21 protein-coding genes are annotated in these 19300 nt (G+C 69.7%); all 21 read right to left on the reverse strand.

The genetic code is table 11. The features are described from left to right. Positions 1-64: 64 nt before the first annotated feature. Complete coding sequence (locus tag MKL01_RS30500; protein ID WP_243908929.1) at positions 65-667, reverse strand: hypothetical protein; 603 nt, start codon at positions 665-667, stop codon at positions 65-67. Further along, a complete protein-coding gene (locus MKL01_RS30505) occupies positions 664-1716 on the reverse strand; it encodes a hypothetical protein (protein ID WP_243908930.1) in 1053 nt (350 codons plus the stop codon). Before MKL01_RS30505 ends, MKL01_RS30500 begins: the two co-directional genes overlap by 4 nt. 90 nt (positions 1717-1806) lie before the next feature. Then, positions 1807-2520 carry a YmfQ family protein gene (locus MKL01_RS30510; protein ID WP_243908931.1) on the reverse strand — a complete coding sequence of 238 codons (714 nt, stop codon included), beginning with the start codon at positions 2518-2520 and terminating at the stop codon, positions 1807-1809. Further along, positions 2517-3590 carry a baseplate J/gp47 family protein gene (locus tag MKL01_RS30515; protein ID WP_243908932.1) on the reverse strand — a complete coding sequence of 358 codons (1074 nt, stop codon included), beginning with the start codon at positions 3588-3590 and terminating at the stop codon, positions 2517-2519. The genes MKL01_RS30510 and MKL01_RS30515 overlap by 4 nt, the downstream gene beginning before the upstream one ends. A 77-nt stretch (positions 3591-3667) precedes the next feature. Beyond that, on the reverse strand, positions 3668-4192 hold the full coding sequence (locus MKL01_RS30520; RefSeq protein WP_243908933.1) for a phage GP46 family protein: 525 nt from the start codon (positions 4190-4192) through the stop codon (positions 3668-3670). A 3-nt stretch (positions 4193-4195) separates the two neighbouring features. After that, positions 4196-4429 carry a hypothetical protein gene (locus MKL01_RS30525; RefSeq protein ID WP_243908934.1) on the reverse strand — a complete coding sequence of 78 codons (234 nt, stop codon included), beginning with the start codon at positions 4427-4429 and terminating at the stop codon, positions 4196-4198. A 20-nt stretch (positions 4430-4449) separates the two neighbouring features. Beyond that, positions 4450-5508, reverse strand: a complete 1059-nt coding sequence (locus MKL01_RS30530) for a phage baseplate assembly protein (RefSeq protein WP_243908935.1) — start codon at positions 5506-5508, stop codon at positions 4450-4452. A gap of 417 nt (positions 5509-5925) precedes the next feature. Beyond that, positions 5926-7056, reverse strand: a complete 1131-nt coding sequence (locus MKL01_RS30535; RefSeq protein ID WP_243908936.1) for a phage baseplate assembly protein — start codon at positions 7054-7056, stop codon at positions 5926-5928. Between the two features lie 4 nt (positions 7057-7060). After that, complete coding sequence (locus MKL01_RS30540) at positions 7061-9529, reverse strand: hypothetical protein (RefSeq protein WP_243908937.1); 2469 nt, start codon at positions 9527-9529, stop codon at positions 7061-7063. 127 nt (positions 9530-9656) lie between these two features. Next, positions 9657-9995 carry a phage tail assembly protein gene (locus MKL01_RS30545; RefSeq protein ID WP_243908938.1) on the reverse strand — a complete coding sequence of 113 codons (339 nt, stop codon included), beginning with the start codon at positions 9993-9995 and terminating at the stop codon, positions 9657-9659. 14 nt (positions 9996-10009) lie between these two features. Next, a complete protein-coding gene (locus MKL01_RS30550) occupies positions 10010-10684 on the reverse strand; it encodes a hypothetical protein (RefSeq protein WP_243908939.1) in 675 nt (224 codons plus the stop codon). Between the two features lie 4 nt (positions 10685-10688). After that, complete coding sequence (locus MKL01_RS30555) at positions 10689-11165, reverse strand: DNA circularization N-terminal domain-containing protein (RefSeq protein ID WP_243908940.1); 477 nt, start codon at positions 11163-11165, stop codon at positions 10689-10691. A 26-nt stretch (positions 11166-11191) separates the two neighbouring features. Beyond that, positions 11192-11551, reverse strand: coding sequence for a phage tail tube protein (locus MKL01_RS30560; RefSeq protein ID WP_243908941.1), 360 nt, complete (start codon positions 11549-11551; stop codon positions 11192-11194). Between the two features lie 68 nt (positions 11552-11619). After that, positions 11620-13155: a phage tail sheath subtilisin-like domain-containing protein gene (locus tag MKL01_RS30565; RefSeq protein WP_243908942.1), complete on the reverse strand. Its 1536-nt coding sequence runs from the start codon at positions 13153-13155 to the stop codon at positions 11620-11622. A 6-nt stretch (positions 13156-13161) separates the two neighbouring features. Then, positions 13162-13416, reverse strand: coding sequence for a hypothetical protein (locus MKL01_RS30570; RefSeq protein WP_243908943.1), 255 nt, complete (start codon positions 13414-13416; stop codon positions 13162-13164). Positions 13417-13452: 36 nt separating this feature from the next. Further along, a complete protein-coding gene (locus MKL01_RS30575; protein WP_243908944.1) occupies positions 13453-14043 on the reverse strand; it encodes a hypothetical protein in 591 nt (196 codons plus the stop codon). Then, complete coding sequence (locus tag MKL01_RS30580; RefSeq protein ID WP_243908945.1) at positions 14043-14399, reverse strand: hypothetical protein; 357 nt, start codon at positions 14397-14399, stop codon at positions 14043-14045. The genes MKL01_RS30575 and MKL01_RS30580 overlap by 1 nt, the downstream gene beginning before the upstream one ends. Further along, positions 14396-14638: a hypothetical protein gene (locus MKL01_RS30585; RefSeq protein WP_243908946.1), complete on the reverse strand. Its 243-nt coding sequence runs from the start codon at positions 14636-14638 to the stop codon at positions 14396-14398. Before MKL01_RS30585 ends, MKL01_RS30580 begins: the two co-directional genes overlap by 4 nt. 84 nt (positions 14639-14722) lie before the next feature. Beyond that, the gene (locus MKL01_RS30590) at positions 14723-15061 is read right to left on the reverse strand and encodes a DUF2190 family protein (protein ID WP_243908947.1); all 339 of its coding nucleotides are present in this window, start codon (positions 15059-15061) and stop codon (positions 14723-14725) included. A 97-nt stretch (positions 15062-15158) separates the two neighbouring features. Continuing rightward, positions 15159-17705 carry an HK97 family phage prohead protease gene (locus MKL01_RS30595; protein ID WP_243908948.1) on the reverse strand — a complete coding sequence of 849 codons (2547 nt, stop codon included), beginning with the start codon at positions 17703-17705 and terminating at the stop codon, positions 15159-15161. 11 nt (positions 17706-17716) lie between these two features. Continuing rightward, a complete protein-coding gene (locus MKL01_RS30600; protein ID WP_243908949.1) occupies positions 17717-19300 on the reverse strand; it encodes a phage portal protein in 1584 nt (527 codons plus the stop codon).

The following is a 19300-nucleotide window of genomic DNA, read 5'->3' on the forward strand; positions in this document are numbered from 1 at the left end:
CAGGCAGCGGGCAGGGAAACGCCGCCCGGAGGCGGCGCGGGCGGGCGGACCGGACGACGGGCGCTCAGGTCAGTGACGGCCAGCGGATCGCGCCGAAGGCGGCCTGGGCCGACCGGGTGTCGGTAGACGCCTCGACCGTGGCCTTGGCCGCAAGCCGGGCGGCCCGGATCGCGGCGCCGGCCTTCTGGTAGGCGTCGTAGGCGGCCAGCACCGCGCGGGCCTCGCCGGGGATGTCGACCGTGGGCTTGCCGGTGGTCGGATCGAGATCGTAGCCGAGCGAGGCGGCGAGCATCGGGTAGGCGACCGGGTCGAAGGTCGCGGCCGGGTTCGCCTTCGACGCCGCGTCGACCTGCACGGCCTCGGCGTAGGCCTCCTGGTACTCCATCGCCTGGCCGGAGCCGGGCGTAATGAGGGTCAGGCGCAGGGCCTCGGCGCGGGCATCGATCTGCGCCTTCAGGTCGGCCTTGAGCAGCGGCAACGCGGCGGCGACCCCGTCAGCGTAGCCTTCCGGGAGGCCGTCCGCGCCCAGCGGCAGGTCGGGGCTGATCTCCAGGGCTGCGAGCGTCGACCCGTCGTAGACGTGGCCGACCCCGAAACCGGTCGGGTACTTCGCGCGGCCGAGCGTGGTGATCACGCCCTCGTCGAGGGTGGCGGGCAGGCGCATCACGAGGTCTGCTCCAGTTCGTCGGCGTCGAAGCGCGAGGGGTTCGGGGTCGGCAGACCGGACAGGTCCGCGCCGGTGGCGCCGAAGATCGTCGTCCACTGGCCGCTGTCGTCGCGCTTGAGGCCGATGGAGAGGCTCAAGGCACCGGCCGGGATCCCGGTGAAGTAAAAGGTCGGGCTGTTGCCGCCCGAGCCGGCCGCGCCGCCGCCGGCCACCAGGAAGGTCGAGTTGACGATCGCGTCGGCGGTGAAGGTCGCGCCCGAAGCGATTTGCGTCACGGTGGCCCGCACGGTCACCGCGCCGTTGCCCTGGCCGGGGATCGTCGGCGAGTGGCAGTAGAAGCTGCCCTTGATCCGCAGGAGCGAGTTCGCGCTCTTCTTGACCCACGTCTTCCCGGAGGCGTCGGTGGTCAGGCCCGAGACCACGGTGACCACCGAGCCCGCCGTCGAGGCGCTGGCGCTGAACCGGGCGTTGGTCGGGAGCGCCGTGGTGTTGAACGGCGAGCCGGCGGCCTTGGCGGCGGCGAGGCTCGCGCTCGCGGAGCTGGCGCCGGACAGCCGGGCGTTGCTGGAGGCGTCGATCTCGAAGGTGAGGAACTGCCCGGCCTTCCAGGCGCCGCTCGCCAGCGCGGAGGCGTCGGACGCCACGATCGGGTAGCTGACGGTCGTGCCGGCGGCGCCGATGCCGGTGAGCGCGAGCGTGCCGCCCGACCCGGTGTAGTCGGACGCCGCGACGCCCCGCACCCGCATGCCGACCTGGAGCGAGGGGATCACCACCGAGTTCGGGAGCGTCGCGGTCAGCGCCGTGGCGGTGCCGCCGAACAGGCCGAGCCAGATGCCTCGAGACGCGGCCTGGATCAGCTGCGTCAGGTCTGAGCCGCTGCGCACGAGGCCCGCGGCGTCGATCGCCGCCAGGATTTCGGCTTCGACGTCGGTGACGATGGCGTGGCCAGGGTAGGAACCCTCGACGCCGGTCGCGGGCACGCCGTCGGTCCACGGGAGCTTGCCGGCATCCTCGGCGCCGTTGGCGTTCAGCGGGTAGTGCAGGCGCACGGGGTCTCTCCGGGAGGCCGGGGTGAGGGCCGCGCGGGCGGCCGGTTCAGGGTGCGGGTGGTGGGCGCGACCGGCTGGAGGCGGCGCGCGTCAGGACGCGATCAGGCGCAGGAGCGGATCGCCGCCGAAGCTCGACGCGCCGAACGAGAAGCGCTGCTGGCGTACCGTCGCGGCGGGCGCCGCGTAGTTGAAGAACAGCAGGGTGTGCGCGGGCTTGATGCGCCCGAAGATGCACTCCAGGTCCTCGGCCTTCCGGATCGACAACAGCGGGTCGCGCCCGAACGAGGAGACGCCGAACTGGAAGCGCGTGAGCCGCTGGCCGGTGACCGTGACCGTCCAGCAGTACCGAAAGCCCGGCGGGTTGAGCTTGCCGTGGCTGCCGCCGAACGAGGACAGCCCGAACTGGAACGGCACGTATTCCCGGATCGTGATCGCGTAGCCGAGCGAGGCCGCGACCCCGATGAAGAAGGCCCGGGACTGGCCGCCCTGCAGGGCGATCTTCTGCGCGAGCCGCTGACGCCGCTCGGGCAGCGTCTGCACCACCGGCACGCACGGATCCGGCAGGCCGTAGGCCCGCTCCCAATCCGAGAGCAGCTCCAGGGTGAAGCGCGGGTCGGTTTCGATCTCCAGGAGGTCGGCCGCGCGCGGGTCGACCACGGCGCCCCAGATCTCGGCCTGGCCGCGCACGAGCTGCATCAGCGTCGAGGCCGGATCGCGCGACCACGCCTCGCCGGTCGGCAGCAAGCGGGCGAAGGCCTCGGCATAATCCTCGCCGTCGCGCCGGATGAAGGCGTCGTCGCTCATGTGAACGCGATCCCGCCACTGACGGCCGGCCGCAGGCTCGCGATCGAGCCGGCGTTGGCCATCACGAAGTCACCGGTGGCGAGGTCGAAGGTCGCGTCGCCCACGGCTTCCGTGATCGCGTCCGAGATCCAGCAGGCGAAGATCGTCTGTCCGGGCGCGGCTTTCTCCAGTAGCATCGCCTGGAGACCGGCCTCGATCGTGAGCCGCATCGACGGCGTGTCGTCCGACAGGTTCAGGATCCGCGGTACGATCCCCTGAGGGATCGAAGGCACCACGAACAGATCGGCCACCGTCACGGGGCGGACCGTGTCGAGGTACGCCTTGGCGAGCGCGCAGTCGTCGGGGGTCGGAAGCCCGTCGTTCGAGGCGCGGAGCTGATCGCAGGCGAAGCGCACCGTGACGGTGCCGATGCCCATCTCCATCGGCGCGACCCAGACCCGGGATACGCCGGGCAGGGACAGGGTCCACTGCTCGTAGTCGGTGGCGCACCCGCCCATCGGCGGATTGCGGATCCGCAGGAGGATCCGCGCGCGCAGATCGTCGTCGCCCTCGGTGTCGGCGCCGCCGTCGATCAGGACGACGACGGCCTGAGCGTTGACGTTCGAGGCCGCGACCGAGAGCGAGAGCAGCGCGCCCGCATCCCGGTTGCCGATCGCGCCGGCGGTGAGGCAGGTGACCGCCACCGAGCTCGGCAGGCCCGAGAGATAGACGTCGGCCGCGGTCTGGTACTGGATGCCGTCCGAGGTCGCGAGCGGCGAGCCGGCCGGGAGCAGCGTGCCCGGTGCGCCGGTGACCGTGATCGTCCCGGCGGCGAAGGTCGCCGCCTTGCGCCCGCCGAACAGGATGTTGGCCCAGCGGTCGAGCCAGCCCTTCTCCGCGAGATCCGGCAGGAAGTTCCGCGCGAGCCAGGCGAGGTACTTGAGGTTCAGGAACGCGCCGCCGGCGTTCATGTCCGAGAGCACGCGGAGCGCGTTGTTCGGCACGCTCGCGTCGGCGCCCTCCAGGAAGGCGGCCAGGTTGTCCCGATTGCCGCGCCTGACGGTCGGCAGGTCCGGCAGGTTGAACGGCATGGTCAGCCTCAGGCGCGCCGCAGGATGCGGCTTCCGGCGGGACGGCTCGGGCGATGGTGGTGGCGGTGGGCGTGCGGTCAGCCGGTCGGCGCGGAGACGACGATCCCGGCCCACAGGTCACTGAAGCGAAGATCCAGCAAAAGCTCGTCGCCCCGGTACATCACGATCGACGCCGCGATCCGCTCGACGCCGGCGCGCACCACGGTGACGTCGAGGCGGGTCGCGATCTTCCGGTCCAGGAACGGCTGCAGCGCCTCGCGGATGTAATCCTCGACCTGCACGGTGGTGGCGCCCTTGCGGGCGGCCGCCCCGGTGATCGTGGTCCGGGACAGGAGCCAGAGCTTCGAGCCGATCGGCCAGCCGTCCCAGATCTCGGCGGCGTCGACGTCGCCCCACCAGCCGCGGCGGTCGGTGTCGCGCGAGTCCGGCAGCTCGTCGTCCGGGCCGGCGAGCGCGTCGGTCATCAGCGCGATCGTCACCGCGGTGGCGAGCTCGTCCGAGGTGTCGAGCTGGCCGGCCGGCGTGAGCAAAAGGTCGAGGTCGACGGCCTGGAAGGGCTGGCCCGGGGCGGCGCCCTTCTGGGTGATCCGGACGTCGGTCACGCCCTACTCCTGGACCCGGACCGCGTTGAGGCGGTGGACGTAGGCCGCGGTCATGTCCGCCAGCATCTCGCCCAGCTCGTTCAGCGGCATGTGGGCGAAGTGGATCGGGGCCGAGGGCACGCCGCCATCGCGCTTACGCTGGAAGCTCTTGAACGTCGCGACCACCGTCGAGACGCCGTAGACGTGCTCGGTGGTCACGCCCGCCAGCGCGAGCGGCGAGTAGGTCGGGTCGGCCATGATCGCCTCGAAGGTGGATTTCAGCCCGGGCCGCCGAAGCGCATCGACTTCGTCTGGCCCTGCACGAGCCGCTTCTGCGGCTCCAGGAAGTTCAGCGCCGGGCCCGCTTGGTCGGCGAGCTGCTGCAGCCGGCTCCGCAGGCCCGCGATCTGGCCGATCACCGGGTTAGCGCCGGTGAGCTGCTGGATCTGGCCCGTCAGCTCGGCCGCCTTCTCGGCGATCGCCGCGGCCGGGCCCCCGCTGGCGTTCAGCGCGGTGAGCTCGTCGACCAGGTCGTCCACGATCCCGATCGCCGGATTGTTGGCGATCAGGCCGGCGATCTGCGCCTCGATGCCGGCGATCAGGCCCTCGGCGTTGCCCGACAGCAGGCTCGCCATGCCGAGCAGCTGGCCCGGGTTCAGGAAGGACTGCAGGCCGCGCTGGAGGGCGTTCTGGAGGTAGCCCTTGAGCTTGCCCTGGGCGAGCTGCTTCATGGCATCCAGGCCCGCCGGCGCGCCGCTCAGCGCGGTCGTGACCTGGGTGGCGAGGTTGAGCGGCGCGAGCCCCTGGACGACGGCCTCGGCGTTCTGGCGGAACTTCGACACCACGTCGAACAGGGCGTGGTGCGAGTCCTCGATCTGGGACAGGCGGGCGGCGATGCCTTTCAGCTGCTCGTTCAGCTCGAAGTCCTTCGTCGCCGGCTTCGGCCCCGCTGTGATGGTGACCTTCTTCCCGGTCTGGTTGATGCCGGTCCGGGTGATGTGGGTGTTCTGACCCTGGTCGTCGTGATGCTGGCTCTCGCCGGGCTTGAGGTTCTTCGGGCGGTGCCGGCGGTCGGCGATGCTGATCACCACCGGGAGCGAGCGCGCGCCTCCGAGGAAGGCCACGAGGGCCTCGGCTGCCCCTTTATCGTCCGGAGGCAGCGGCACGTGCGTGAAACCGAAGCTGTGCCAGTGCTCGATGCCGCTGAAGGCCTCGTCGAAGAGGCCCTTCACGTCGACCTCCTGCATCTTCGTGGCGTCGCTCGCCTTGGTCAGCGTCGTGCGCGTAAACGCCAGCATCGCCCCGCGGGCGGCCGCCGAGAGCGTCTTGCGGATCATCGGTTGCCCTGAGATGCTCTGCCGAGGAGACGGGCCTGAGGATGCGTTACGCTGTTGTTGCTACCATCGGCCTAGCCATGGCTTGCGGGCCAGGACACGCCGCACCGCCTGATGTCGAACTCGAACAGACCATCCGTGCGGCCTCAAGGTTTGAGGCTATCGCACGCGTTTGCCCGACGATCATCCCAACTGACGTGAGCCGCGCGCGTCTACGCGAGCGTCTACATCAAGGCCGCAGAACGATTTGCAAGCGATCGGCTGAATGAGATGATGCCGGTAGAAATCAAGCGCCGGATAGCAGAGGTTGAGATCACCGGTGAAGAGCGGTGGTGTGAGGATCAGCGCCGTTACCTGTACGATACAGGAGCGGGAGAAGTGTTCCCGATGGGTAGACCGCGTTCACGCCGGTAATTGACCTCAGGCCGTACCGGTTTGCGGCTGAGCGGGCGTGTAGGCGCCCGACAGGATGTTCGGAGCTGCTCCGCGCGTCGCGTCGTTGCCCGGCAAGATGTTCAGGGCGTTGGGCAGGCAGAGCTGCAGCGTGGTGAGCGTCTGGCCCGGTGCCGATTGCGTGAAGTTCACTTGCCGGATGGCGAGATCCAGCGAGCCGTCCCGCGTCGGGAACAGCATGGGCGATTTGACCGTGCAGTGGTCGGCGACGTCCCACAGCTGTCCATCAGGTCGCGTCCATCCCGGCACGGTGATGATGGCTTCGACCTGGCGCGCGATGGTCTCCGCCATCTCGCGATCGGCGCGCGCCTGAGCGTCCTTCGTGTCGAGCGGCTCCTCCGCGAGCATGATCAGCTGACGATTTGCGCGCGTGCCCGGGTTCGTGGCGAGGGCCGAAACTTGGGCGACGGCCGCGCCGCTCTTCTCGTCCGACCCGCGATCCTGACCGCTGACCTGGAGCTTGCCGAACATACCCTCGCTGCGCAGCATCGCCGATGCGGCCAGGATGTTGACGCCCTCGACGAAGTCGGCGACCGAACCACCCTGGTTCTCCACCTGCGACATGACGAGGTTGCCGTCCTTGTCGTCGGTGAAGATCACGCCGCGCATGCGTCCGAGGCGTTCGATCGCTTCCCAGGCCGTTTCCCCGTGGTGGATCCGGAACTCGCGGATCGCCTTCTGCGCTTCGGGCGGCAGGCTCTTGGTCACGAGGTTGAGCCCGTGGGGCTTCAGCAGCCCGCGGACGATCGCATCGAGCTTGTAGCCCTTGTATTCGCGCGGGTCGGCCGAGCTGTCGACGATATCGCAGACCTTCGAACGGCCCTGGACGATGACTTGATGCTGGTTCGCATCGTAGCCGGCGTTGCGGACCTCGATGAACCCGTCGATGACCTGGATGCCCGCGAGGAAGATCTGCGCGCGATCGTTCGGCTTGAGCTTCAGCACCTTCTTGGCGGCAGCACCGGAACTCGGCTCTACGCAGCTGAAGGCGAACTCGCTGGTCGGCGAGCCGTAGGTCCGCGTAACGCTGACCGTGGTCCAGTTGTCGTACAGGTCGCCGCCCGCGGCGATGCGAGCGACGAGCTTTGGATCGGGCATCGGTTCAAGCCTCCGCGGCGGACATGGTCGATCCGCGGTTGAGCTTGACCGACTGGACCACACCCTCGCCCTTGAAGTCGGCGCGCGTGCCGGCGGGGAAGCCCTTCAGGCTGATCTCACCGAGGATGCGGCCGTGCTGACCACCTCCGCCGGCGGCCCCCCCGACGACACCAGCCTCCCGCGCACGCTTGAGCATGCCGCCCGGCGCCTTGCGGCGCTCGTCGTTGGGATCGGCCAGGACGTCGGGCCGCCGCCCGTTGGCCCGAGCCTCCTCGCGCCTCTTTTCCTGCGCCTCGACGTAGGTTTGATACCGCTCGGCCGCTTCGTGAGTGCTGAACTGCGTGTGGATGTGGCCGCCCGTCGCGTGACCCGACGGATTGCGGTACTCGTCCATCACCTTGAAGTCGCGATCGGTCAGGCCGGCCTCGCGCAAGCGCTGCCGAATAGCTTCTGCCGCCTCAGCGGATCGGCGCTGATCATGGAGCGTGACGTCGCCGGCCAGACCCTTCGTGTGCATCGAGCCGGGGTTCACCCGGTGATGGAAGCGGTCGTTGAGCGCCGTGACGCGATCAAGACCGCCGGGCAAGTTGCCATCCTGAAGGCGCTTAAGGAGCGTCGTCAGTCCTGAGGCGCTTGAACCACCAGCCGTCGCCTCGGCGCTTTTCACACGCAGGCCTGCGGTGTCGCCGCCATCTGGCACATAACCAGAGTCGCCCCATCGCGGATCGGCATCTCGGTCGCCGTGATAGCCCATCCAGTTCCGGAGCCAGCTGCGCCCGTTCTTCGCAAGACCCTGCGCCACCCATCGCACCTGGTCTGGGATCGTTCGCGGATCACGCACGTCGAGGCCCGTCTCCTTCTCGAACTGCACGCCAAGACCACGGCGGCGGTTGAGCTGGAACGGACCCCAGGAGCTTTCTAGAGCGTCATCTTTCTTGTCGTAGGCGCCAGCGGGGTTGTTGCCGTTTTGACGATGCCCGCTCTCACCGGCCCGGATGCCCTGCATGATCCGTGGATTGATGCCCGCCTTCTTCGCCTCTTCCTCAATTAGCTTAGTCAGATTGCCAGCCGAGCTGCCGGTCGGCGTGCCCCCGCCAGCGTCGCCGCCATCCTCTCCACGGAACCGCCGGAACGGCTGAACGCCGGCCCCATAGGAGCTGCCAGGTCCGAACCCGCCGCCGCCCGCGCCATACCCGCCACCAAATCCCAATGATGCGCGCTGGATCAGTCCTCCGAGCCCGCCAGCGCCGGTGGCGTCGAAGCTCACGCCCTGCCGCGTTGCGCCGCCGTCGCGAAGCTGGCGTAGCTCCTCGTTGAGCTTGCGCATCTCCTCGGTCAGCGTCTTGATCGCGCCCTCATCCTTCACAGGAAAGCGGCGCTGCTCGTAACCCAGATTTTCCCGGGCCTTGGCGAGCCGCGCCTCGGCCGCCGCGATCCGATCGGCACGGTCCTTCTCGGCGGGCGTCTGGACGGTCTGACCACGCATCTGTGCGTCGAGCTGCTCGTCCAAGCTCGTCGCGGGCTTCAAGGGCGGCGCGTTCTTGCGCTCGCCTACACCCATGTCTGTCGTGCCATCGATGATCTTCAAAGCGTCGAGCGGGTGCCCTGAGCGCAGCTTCTCCCAGGCGTCGGCGAACTTGCCGAACGAGCCCGACAGCTTGTCGACGGCGTTGGCCATCTCGCCTAAGAGCCCTGGCGCCCAGGTGCGCTTCATCGCCTCCACAGAGGTATCAAAGCGGGTCATGGCGTCGATCAGCGCCTTGGACTGCTTCTCCAGCTCCGGGTTCGGATTGCCGATGCCCGAAGCCTGGACTTGCTTCCAGGCATCCTGAAGCGCCTTGGGCCCGTCCGTGAACAGCCGGGTCAGGCCACCAAGGCCGAGTGCGTCGGCCCAGCGCTTCTGCTCGATGGCGTCGGTCTGCTTGCTCAGCCAGCCGAGCGCGTGCCCGAGCGCCTCGGTGTTGTCCTTCGAATTGCGGAGCTCCTTGGCCAGACCTGGGGCCTTCTGCAGCATCTGGCCGTAGGCCTCGCCGAGGCCGTGCTGGACATCGTACATCGTCTCGGCGAAGCTCGTCGCCGCGCCCGTCATGGCCTCCGGAGCGATCTGGAACCGCTTGCCGAGCTCTTGCAGCTCGCGCAGGTGTCCGGACGCGATCCCGGTCTCCCGGGAGAAGTGACGCATTTCGACCTGGGTGCGCGCCAAATCGCGCATGCTGGCCGCGAGTCCCGCCACCGACGCGATGCCGGTGAGGCTGCCGAGGCCGAGCATGCCACCGATGCCGCCGGCGGTGTTCAGCTGCGCCCCCGTCTGGCGCAGCCGCGTGATCGTCCCCTCGATGTCGCTGAAGCGCTTCCGGAGATCGTCGAGGCCGGGGACACGCGCCGTGTTCGCCAGCTCGCCGCGCAGCTTCTCCAGGGGCTTCGAGAATTGGTCGTCGACCGACGCTACGATCCTGAGACGGTCGTCGGCCACGGCGGTTCCTCAGATCAGTCGTCCGACGCCTCGCGAGCCGCGTCGAGCTCGTCCATCGTGCCGTCGAACAGTGCGAACAGCTCCGGGAGCGGCTTGGCGAGGAAGCCGCTCGGATCACACCGATAGGTCAGACCGAGCTGGAGGGCGCAGCGGACGGCTTGGGATCCGAGCCCGGAACGAAAAAAGGGACCACCGCCCAGGCCGCGGCCACCCAGTCGGACGGCGGGAGCTTGCCCACGAAGGACGGCGGCTGACTGGCCAGCCGCCCGATGAACGCGCTCATCGCGGCCGGATGGAACACGGGCTCGAAATCCTTCCGGGCCAGGTTGATCGTCACCGGCATGTGGTCGAGCGCCATGAAATCCGCGGCCACCGGCTCGCGCATCTCCAGGACCATGGTCACGTCGCCGTCGGGCAGCGTCCAGGGCTTGCTCAGCGGGACGACGATGGGCTTGGCGTCGGACAAGGGTTCGCTCCGGATCAGTTCGACAGCGCCCGGCCCGAGGCCGGCATGAACAGCGGGTGGACCGTGTCGCGGTTCTCCGCGAGCAGCTCTTCAGCGCGGCCGGCGTCGCCGTAGAGGCGGTTGGCGAGCGTGAGCAGCGGCATGCGGGTAGCGAAGGTGTAGGGCACGATCCGCGGCAGCGGGCGGGCCCGGGTATTCAGGTCCCGCACCACAGCGCCGTGCAGCGCCAGCAGCGCGCGCCAGACCACGTTGTTGAACTGGGTGGCCGCAAAGTCCTCGGCCGGGACGAAGGCGGCGTTCACGCGCGCGAGCGCCGCGTCGATGTCCTGCCGGCTCGTGAACGTCGTGGCCGCGAGGATCCGGGCGATCTCGACGAGCGCAAACCGAGCGGCGGTCTGGGCCAAGCGCTGCACCGGCAGGTCGGCCGCCGTGACGCTCTGCGCCTCCTGGCGGACCCGATCCATGCCGGCGAAGGTGGCGCCAGCTGCGGTCGCGGCCGCGAAGCATGCCCGCAGCGGCGTGCCGAAGGTGCCGGACTGGACCTGGTCGACCGCGTCGGCCGAGAGCGCGCCGCAGAGCTGCCGGAGCGTCGCCCCGTCCTGGCTCGCGGCGTCGACGCCCGCAGCGAGCAGCGCGTCGAGGACGGCCTTCAGCGCCGCGACGGCGACGCGGCGCTGCGCGAAGGTCATGCGGTCAGCTCCAGTCGTCGTCGGTGCCGGCGGACAGATCGGTGGCGTCCGCGAGCTGGGCTGCCGAGGCGCCGGAGGCCGCCTGCGTATCCTCGGCCTGTGCCTGGGAAGTGGCGCCCGACTGCGAGCGGACGAAGGTCATCTCGAAGCGGACGATACCGCCCTCGTCCTTCGTCTCGGTCCGCTGGTAGACCTCGCACCGGAGGATCGCCCGCCCCATCGTGGGCAGGACGAGAAGGCCACCGCCTTCTTTCAGGAGAGCGGCTTCCAGCTCGTCCGCCTGCTCCAGGCAGTCGAGCCCGATGACGTAGGCCGAGACACTGGCGCGGGCCACGCGCCGACCGAGGTCCTCGTCGACGCTGCGCTCGCTTTTGGCGAACTCGTAGGTGAACCCACGACGGCCGCCGATGCGCGTGTTCGTCTGGACCTTGAACGGCACACCGCGGAATGACGGCGGCCGCTGCTCGTCGCGCCAGGACATCGCCGGCCCTCAGGTCGCTATGCCGATCACAGCTCGTCGCAGGAGAGGCCGCCCCAGTTCACCGCCACCTTGCCAGCCGCGGTGTCGATCTCGTGCGCCGCCTCGGTCCAGGCGCCCGACAGCACGTAGTTCTTGCCGTTGGCGAGCTCGGCCGTCACCGTTACGTCCTCCATGGCGTCGAGCTCGGCGATCGTGAGACCCGCGGTGGTCGACAGGTCGGCCTTGATGAACGGCACGCGCTGGGTCTCGATGAAGCCGTGCACGCCGTCCTGGCCGGCCACGCCCTCACGCTTGATCCGCGAGGGCGAGACAGTGAACGAGCCGCGCAGGTCGTACTGCTTGCCGCCCGCTTTCACGTAGGCGGTGCCGGCGATCCTCTGACCCATGACGGGGCCTCCAAAGAAAAACCCGCCACGAGGGGCGGGTCAGGTTGCGGGAAGGCGCGGACGGCCGATCAGGACGCGGTGGCGCTAAGCGGGAACTGGAGGCGAAATTGGGCTAGGATATTAAGCCTACGAAGCTGGTTTACGATGTCCGGCGGATCCAGGATCTCGACGGTGTTCGGCTCGGTGTTCGAGCGCGCCACCGACAGGTTGGCGATGTACAGGTCCGCGTTCTCGACGAGCCCGTCCGTCTCCATGTCCCGGTACTCCGAGACCATCTCGGCCTTGATCATCAGCGGCGTGACGATCGGCTTGCCGGCGCCGAACTTGGTCCCGTCGTTGGCGAGCGCGCAACGCGGGAACTTGTCGGTGAGCGCCTGCCGGACCCGGGTGTAGCGCTCGTCGAGCGTGGCCAGCGTCGTCACCAGCTCGTAGGCGTTGTCGGCCTGGCCGTAGACGTTCTTCTGGTAGTTCGACTGCTCGCGCAGGATCGTCGGGATGTTGGTCGAACCGCCGTAGAGGTCGGTGCCCTGGATCGCGATCCCGACCTGCGCCAGCGCGTTCAGCTGGGTCTTGTTCCAGCGGTAGGCCTTCTGCGCCGGCAGCACGCCGATGAGCGGCAGGGTCTGCAGCGGCTGCGCGGCGTAGGCGTTGATCGAGAACGCCGCGGCCGCGGTGTAGGCGGCGGCCCACTCCCACACCGGGGACGGGCTCTGCGGCTCGAAGCCCATCGTCGAGATGAGCGCCGAGTTGTTGGACGGCCCCCAGGTCGCCTGGTCGGCGTACGCGCCGCGGCGGGCCGAGAAGATCTGGCCGTAGCTCTGGCGATACGGCCCCCAGCGTCCGGAGTCGGTGAAGCCGTACTCCTGGTCCCAGACCGCGTAGGAGCCGGAGTCGTTCACCGGCAGGCCGACGAACTTATACGGCGCGTCGCCCAGGCCGGCGATCGCCGATGTGAAGTCCGGGGTGCCGGTGCCGCCCGAGAGCTGGCCGCCGGTCGGATAGGTGACGGCGAGGCCGGCCGGGAGCTGCTCGCCGCCGTAGCGGCCGAGGTAGCAGTCCTGGATGTTGACGTCGTTGCCGGACAGGCCGGCCCACTTGCAGGTCAGGTTGACCTTGCTCGCGGTGGTGCCGTCCACCGCGGCCGTGACCGGCAGGTCCGGGGTGGCGGCGATCGCGGCCACGATCTTGGCCGCCACGGTGACGGGCGTGTCGGCCGAGACGATGCCGATCGGGACGAGCTGGCCGGCGATGTAGAGCGGATAGGTCCCGGCCACGGTGGGGGCGGCCGTGACCGTGATCGAGCCGGTCGCGGCGACGCCGGCGGCCGGCGCGGGGACCGGGAGGCAGTAGATCGGCACGCTCGTGACGCCCTTGAAGGTCGTCTTGAACATGCGCGCCAGCATCGAGCCGGCGCCGAACAAGAGATCGGCGTCCGCGTTCGTGCCGCAGGCGATCACCTGGTTGGGCGTGGCCGAGCCGGCGGCGATCAGATGGCCGGCGAGCAGGATCCACTTCAGCGAGGTCGGGGTGCCGGCCTGCGAGGGGTCGATCTGGGTGTTGGGGCCCGGGATCTTGTAGTTGTCCGGAACGCGCGTGATGCCCATCGCGGCTTACTCCTGGTGCTCGGTGGCGGCGGGAGCGCCGGCGGGCGCGGTGGAGGCCTGCGCGGCGGCCGCGGGGGCGCCGCTCTCGTGCAGGTCCTCGAGGAGGCGGATCGCGCCCTCGTCCCGGAGCCGGAACGTGAACTGGTCGGCCGGCCAGCGGGCGGTGCCGTCGAGCTCGAAGCCGATCTGGGAAGGCATGTGCTTGAGCGCGCGGTAGCGCTCCTCGGTCGCCTCGACGGCGACCGTGGCGGATCCGGCCATGGCGATGTCCTCTGGATGGGAGCGGCGCGGGCCGGCTCAGGTCGTGGGGATGTCGATCATCAGCCCGATCGGGGGCGTGCCGGCGCCGGTGCCGGACGGGCGCGCGCTGATGACGATGTGCTCGAGCACATCCGGGATCACCGGCTCGTAGTGCGTGCGGAACAGGAAGCTGATCTCCAGCCGTCCTTCCGCGAAATACGTCTCCCCGTCCTGCGGGAAGAGGCGGCCGCGGCGGACCTTGCTTACCGCCTCGAACAGGGGGTAGCGCTCCGGATCGCACTCATCCTTCGACGGATCGATCCCGCGCACGAAGGTCGGGTCGGTCAGGAGGTGCGAGCGGATCCGGTCGACGAGGTCGTCGAGGTCGGCGTCGAGCTGCTCGGGCGGGTTCTGTCCGGTGACCACCGAGATGCCGATCGTCACCTCGCTCATGAAGCGCGGCGGTCCGGTGTTGGCCTCATCCTCCGGCGTCTCGATCTCATCGACGAGGATCACCAGGAGGGCGGGCAGGTTCTCGGGCTGGATCTGCGGCCGCGGCTGACGGCGGATCGACTTGATCGGCAACCAGTCCTGCGCCGTGAGGCGCTCGACGATCGCGTCACGGATCAATGTCGAAGAGGACGGCATCACTGCTCCGGCGGCTTGCCGCGCTTCAGGGTCAGGGAGGCGCCCCCCTGGCCGTCGGGATCGATGTCGTCGATCCAGAGCGTACCCTCGTCCGGGTAGAAGCCGGCGGCGGGCACGCGGACGAGGGCGAACTGTTCGGGCGGGTACTGCCAGTCCGAGAGGCGGATCCCGAGCGTGATCCTCGTGGTGTTGAGGTTCGCGCCGGCTTCCAGCTCAACGTTGGTGTTCTGCACCGCCCACACGCCGCTCGCGTCGAACGGCTGGCGCACGGGCCGCGAGGCCAGTTGCGTCACGGTCACCGGCCTGCCGAACGCGGCGATGCCCGGCCCAAGCGCGAGCGCGGCGAAGTCGATCACGCGGCGGCCTGAGGCTTCGGCTTCGCGGCGGCCTTTGCGTCGGCCTGTGCGGCGGCATCGGCGGGCGCGGCATCGTCGACACCCGCCTCGAAGCGGCGGATCACCTGCGCCTGGATCTGGCGCTCGGTGAAGCCGTCATGGGTCCAGAGGCTACCGTCGGCCGCGAGCGGACCGTCGAGCGGGTGGACCAGGCCGACATGCTCCGCGGCGGTCGGCAGGACCTTGATCATGATTGTCATGGCACGCTCTGGGTCAGGAGCTGGCGTTGCGAGCGCCCGGCGGATCGCGTCGGGCCCTCACGTCTCAGGCGATGGCGCGGCGCCTCAGGACGCGGACTGGCCGAGCAGGACGTTCCCGACCGAGGACGGGTTAGCCGCGGCATCCGAGGCCCAGCCGACCGGCAGGAGCGAGCCGGAGTTGACGTTGGTCACGACCGAGTTGACCGGGTCCCAGTACAGGCTGTCGCCCTGGTTCCAGGCCTGCGCGTTGGTCTTGGGCAGCGAGTAGACGCCCTTGCGCCACAACGCGAACACCTGCCCGGCCGGCACGGTCTCGGAGACGACGCCGAAGATCTTGCCGACCACGAGCGGCTGGCTCGACACGACGCCACCGGCGGGCGCGGGCACGTAGAGCGCGTCGCCGCGCTGGATGTAGTTCTGCATAGTTCGGGTTCCGGAAGCTCGAAGGGCGGAGCGGCCGGCGCTCGCGGGGAGGCCGGCCGCGTGATGTCAGCGCTGACGGATCAGCTCGGCGGACGGATCAGCTCGACGGCAGCGCGCCCGGGTTCTTGAAGGCGCCGCGGAAGTCGATCGCGCCGCAGGCGAAGTCGTGCTCCAGGGAGATCTGGACGCCCTGCGTGCCGAACGGCTCGTAGGTCTTCACCCGCGGGCCGTTCGAGCCGTTCAGGAAGCCATGGACGAAGCACGGCAGCTGGGCCGGGTCGGCGAGCAGGTACCAGCTGTTGTCGGCGATGTTGGCGTCCGAGACCGACTGCAGCTTGCCCGAGAACGGGTTCACCGAGGTGGACAGCTGCGGCGTGATGGTGGCGACCAGCTGGTCGGCCGACGTCTCCTGGGTCGGGCCGGTCAGGATGATCCGCGGCGGCACGTTCAGCAGGTAGCCGGCCAGCGACTTCATCGCCCGCAGGCTGGCGCGGCCCTGGCCGACGTTGGTCACCGAGATCACGCCGCCAGCGCCGGCGAGGTTGGCGTGGTTGGCGTGCCAGACTGCCTTGCCATCCTGCGCGAGCACCGGGTTCGCATTGAACATCGTGAAGAAGGTGGTGTTCTCGAACAACCGGACCGCGTCGCCGGATGAGCCGAGGATCTGGTCGATGGCGCCGAGCTCGTCGTTGACGATCATCTGCCGCGAGATCGGGAAGATGACGCCGTAGGGCTTGAGCGTAATGTTCTCGCCGCTGTCGGCCGTGTCGCCGGCCTTGATCTCGCCGGTCTGCGTGACCGGCTGCAGCATCGGGAACTCGCCCGCGCGCACCTGCGGGTGCGGACGGAAGTCGTTGAACTGGCGCTCGATCGAGATCCGCTTGTAGGTCGGCTCGGCGAGCTCGTAGCGGGCGAGCAGGCTCTTGTTGAGCACGTTCTGGAAGATCGCCGGGAAGTCCGAGGTGGACTGGAAGGCGCGCTCCACGATGTCGATCGCCTGGCGGGCGGTGCGGATGTTGCCGCGGTGGCCGACGCACTCGGCGGCGATCTCCACGAAGCCCATGCCCATGTAGGCCTCGGCGCGGCCCGAATGGGTCTCCACCCACTTCTTGTCGGCCTTGCGCTTGGGCGCGTAGTCGATGCCGTCGGACCCGCGGGACGCGAGCGTCCGGGTGACGAGCGCCAGCGTCATGGCGTCGGCGCGGCCCTCGCGCTCGTCGCGGCCGAACTCGATCCGGCCGCCACGCGAACCCGGCTGCGCACCCCTCACGGCGGTCTCCCTGCTCTTGGCGTCCAGGCGGTCGAAGACGATCTTGCGGCAGGCGGCGGTGCTGAGGCCGCGGGCGATCGCGTCGGCTACGTTGAAGGCGACGCCCTGCGCGCGGGCCTGCTCGCCGATGCGGGCGATCTCGGCGGCGGTCGCCTGGGTGAAGGCGGCCGGGTTCGAGCGGACGCTGCCTCGCGGCGCGGCGCGGCGGCCGGACGGGCGTGCGCCACGGGCGCCGCGATCGTCGTCGCCCATGTCCTCGTCGCGAGCCTTGATCGGCTCCTCGCTCGGGTCGCCGTTCTCGTCGACGTAGTTGCCGTCGGCGTCGACGTAGTTGCCGTCGAGATCGACCTCGGGGGCGGCGCGCTCAGCCTTGACCGGCTCGTCGACCTTGTTGCCGTCGGCGTCGACGTAGTCGCCATCCTCGTTCACGTAGTAGCCGTCGGCATCGACGGTGGGCTCGGCGCGGCTCTCGGCCTTCACGGGCTCGTCGACGAGCTTGCCCTCGGCGTCGACGTACTTGCCGTCCTCGTTCACGTAGTAACCGTCGGCGTCGACGGTGGGCTCGGCGCGAACCTGCCGCTTGCCGGGCGCATTCTTGCCGGGAGTGTGCTTGGCCATACGCTTGTCCTCTCTGGGTTCGGGCCAAGCCCGCTCGTGCGGTCCGGTGGAGCCGTACCGGTAGGTGATCGAGGCATCGCCCCGGGTGATGGTGATCTCCTTCGCGCCGCGGCCCATCGGGCTGGCGCGCAGGTCGGGCCCCACGAGCGGGTCGGTCGCGCCCTCGTGGGCGCGCACCATCGCGGCAGGATCGGCGGGGACGGAGACGAGGGAGGCTTCGAGCAGCTCCCAGCGGGTCGCCGTGAAGGTCAGGCCGTCGTCGACGTCGAGGATCTGCTTCTCGGGGTCGATCACGGTGCCGGCGGCGTCGGTGATCTCCCAGGCGTCGACGCGGTAGCCGATCGAGATGCCCTTGATCTCGCCGCGGGCGACCATGCCCTCGGCATTCTTGCCGGCCTCGGTGGCGGCGAACTTCGCCCGCCCGAGGATGCGGCCCTCGGCGAACCACACGTCGACGATCCGCCCCAGCACCGAGCCGAGGCCCCAACTGTTGTGGCTGTCGAGGAACGGGATGCCGGAGGAGGCCAGGCGATCGACGCAGACCGCGGCCTCGTCGGTCGACAGTCGCTCGGTGCCGTACCAGCGGACGACGTCCGAGCCCTCGGAGAGGATCAGCTCGATCGTGTGCTCGTTGGCGTCGTAGCTCGCCGGCGCGACCTCTAGGAAGCGGCGCCCGCGGGTGCCGAGCGCCTTGAGGTCGATCGGGCGCGCGCCGGCGCCCGGGGCGGCGCGCCGCCCGGTCTTCGAGGTTGCCATGTGGGATCCCGTCAGTTGGGGGCGGGCGCCGTGATCGGCTCCCCGGTGTCGTCCTTAAGGGGCTTCGGCTTGCCGCCGGCCGGATCGCTGTCGACCGGCTGCTGCTTGCCGGACTGGTCCGTGCGCCGCGGATCGATGTCGAAGGCCAAGCCCATGGCATCGGCGCGCTTGTAGAAGGCCGCCGACATGTCCTGGACCTTGCGCCAGTTGTTACCCCAGCTCGCGACGTACTCCTGTGGGCTCATCCGGCCGGTGCGCGCCGCCTTGATGTCGGCCTCGATGTCGTCGTTGGGGTTGATAGGCTCCCAGGCCGGCGTCATCCACTGCGCTCGGTAGGGCTCGTCCCGGTCCGGGAGCAGGCCGGCGAGCACGGCGCGGGACACGAAGCGATCCCACGTCCGTTCGCAGATCGACGGGATCACGACGTGGTTCTGCAGCTGCTCGGTCAGGCGCCGGAACTCGACCTTGCCCGCCCGCAGGCTGGAAAAGTTCGCGCCCCGCAGGTCGCCCGAGACTTGGTCGTAGGTGCAGCCCACGCCAGCGGCCATGGCCTGCAAGTTGAAGAGCAGGATCGGCTCGACCTGGGTCGTACTCGTAGGCGCGGCGAAGGTCACGTCCTGGCCCGTGCGCAGCTCTTTCAGCATGCCCGGCTCGAGCGAGGTGAGCTGCGCGTCGGGGTTCGCCGCATCGCGGCCCGCGAGTCCGGGGCGGGCCGGGTCGAACAGGTCGACGGTGGACTCGTCGTTGTTGGTGATGAACCCCGAGAAGCAAGCCTCGACCCGCGCCTTGACGTTGACCGCGTCCAGGAAGTCGGCGAGCTCGCGCGCCGTCATAAGGATCGGTGCGAACCACGACACGCCGCGGACCTGTCCGGGCCGCAGCTCCTTGAACAGGTGGATCAGCTCGTCCTCTGGGACGAAGGTCGAGACGCCCGGGCGCATGGCCGCGGTGTTGATCTCGCCGGGATGGTTCGGATTGAGCCACAGGCCGACCCGACGGTCGTACTGCCCGAGGCCGACGCCGAGCCGGGTGTGCTCCAGGCCCTCGGCGCCGGCCTGGCCGTCGTTGCCGTAGATCCCGTCGCGCCACTGATCGATGAAGTCGGACTCCAGGAGCTGCAGCTGGAAGGGCACCCGCCGCGGATCGTCGAACGGGCGATCGATGAAGCGGATCACGCTCTCGCCGGACTCGACCATGCCGCGCACGGCGAGCGCCTGCATGGCGTAGAAGCCCATGCGGCCGGTCACGTCCGCCTTGCGCTCCCAGTCGTCCCAGAGGTTCTCTAGGCGGCGGTCGAGGACGTCGGACCCGGTGTCCGGGATCGGCGTGATGCCCGTGCCCACCACGTGCGAGGTGATGATGTCGAGCATGCGCGCGGCGTAGGGCGTGTTGCGCGCGAGATCTCGGGCGCGCGAGCGCAGCGGGCGCAGCGCCCCCTGGATCTCTGCGTTGGCCGAGGTGTTCAGCGCCTTGAACGAGGACGCACGTCGACCGACGGTCGCTCCCTCATAGATACGCAGCGCGTGGCGGGCGCGGGCACGGGACAGCGCCGCGCGCGGCGCGACCCAGCCGATCGCGCGGTCGAGGGCGTTCAT

It is taken from the genome of Methylobacterium sp. J-070 (genome assembly GCF_022829385.1).
Taxonomy (GTDB): domain Bacteria; phylum Pseudomonadota; class Alphaproteobacteria; order Rhizobiales; family Beijerinckiaceae; genus Methylobacterium.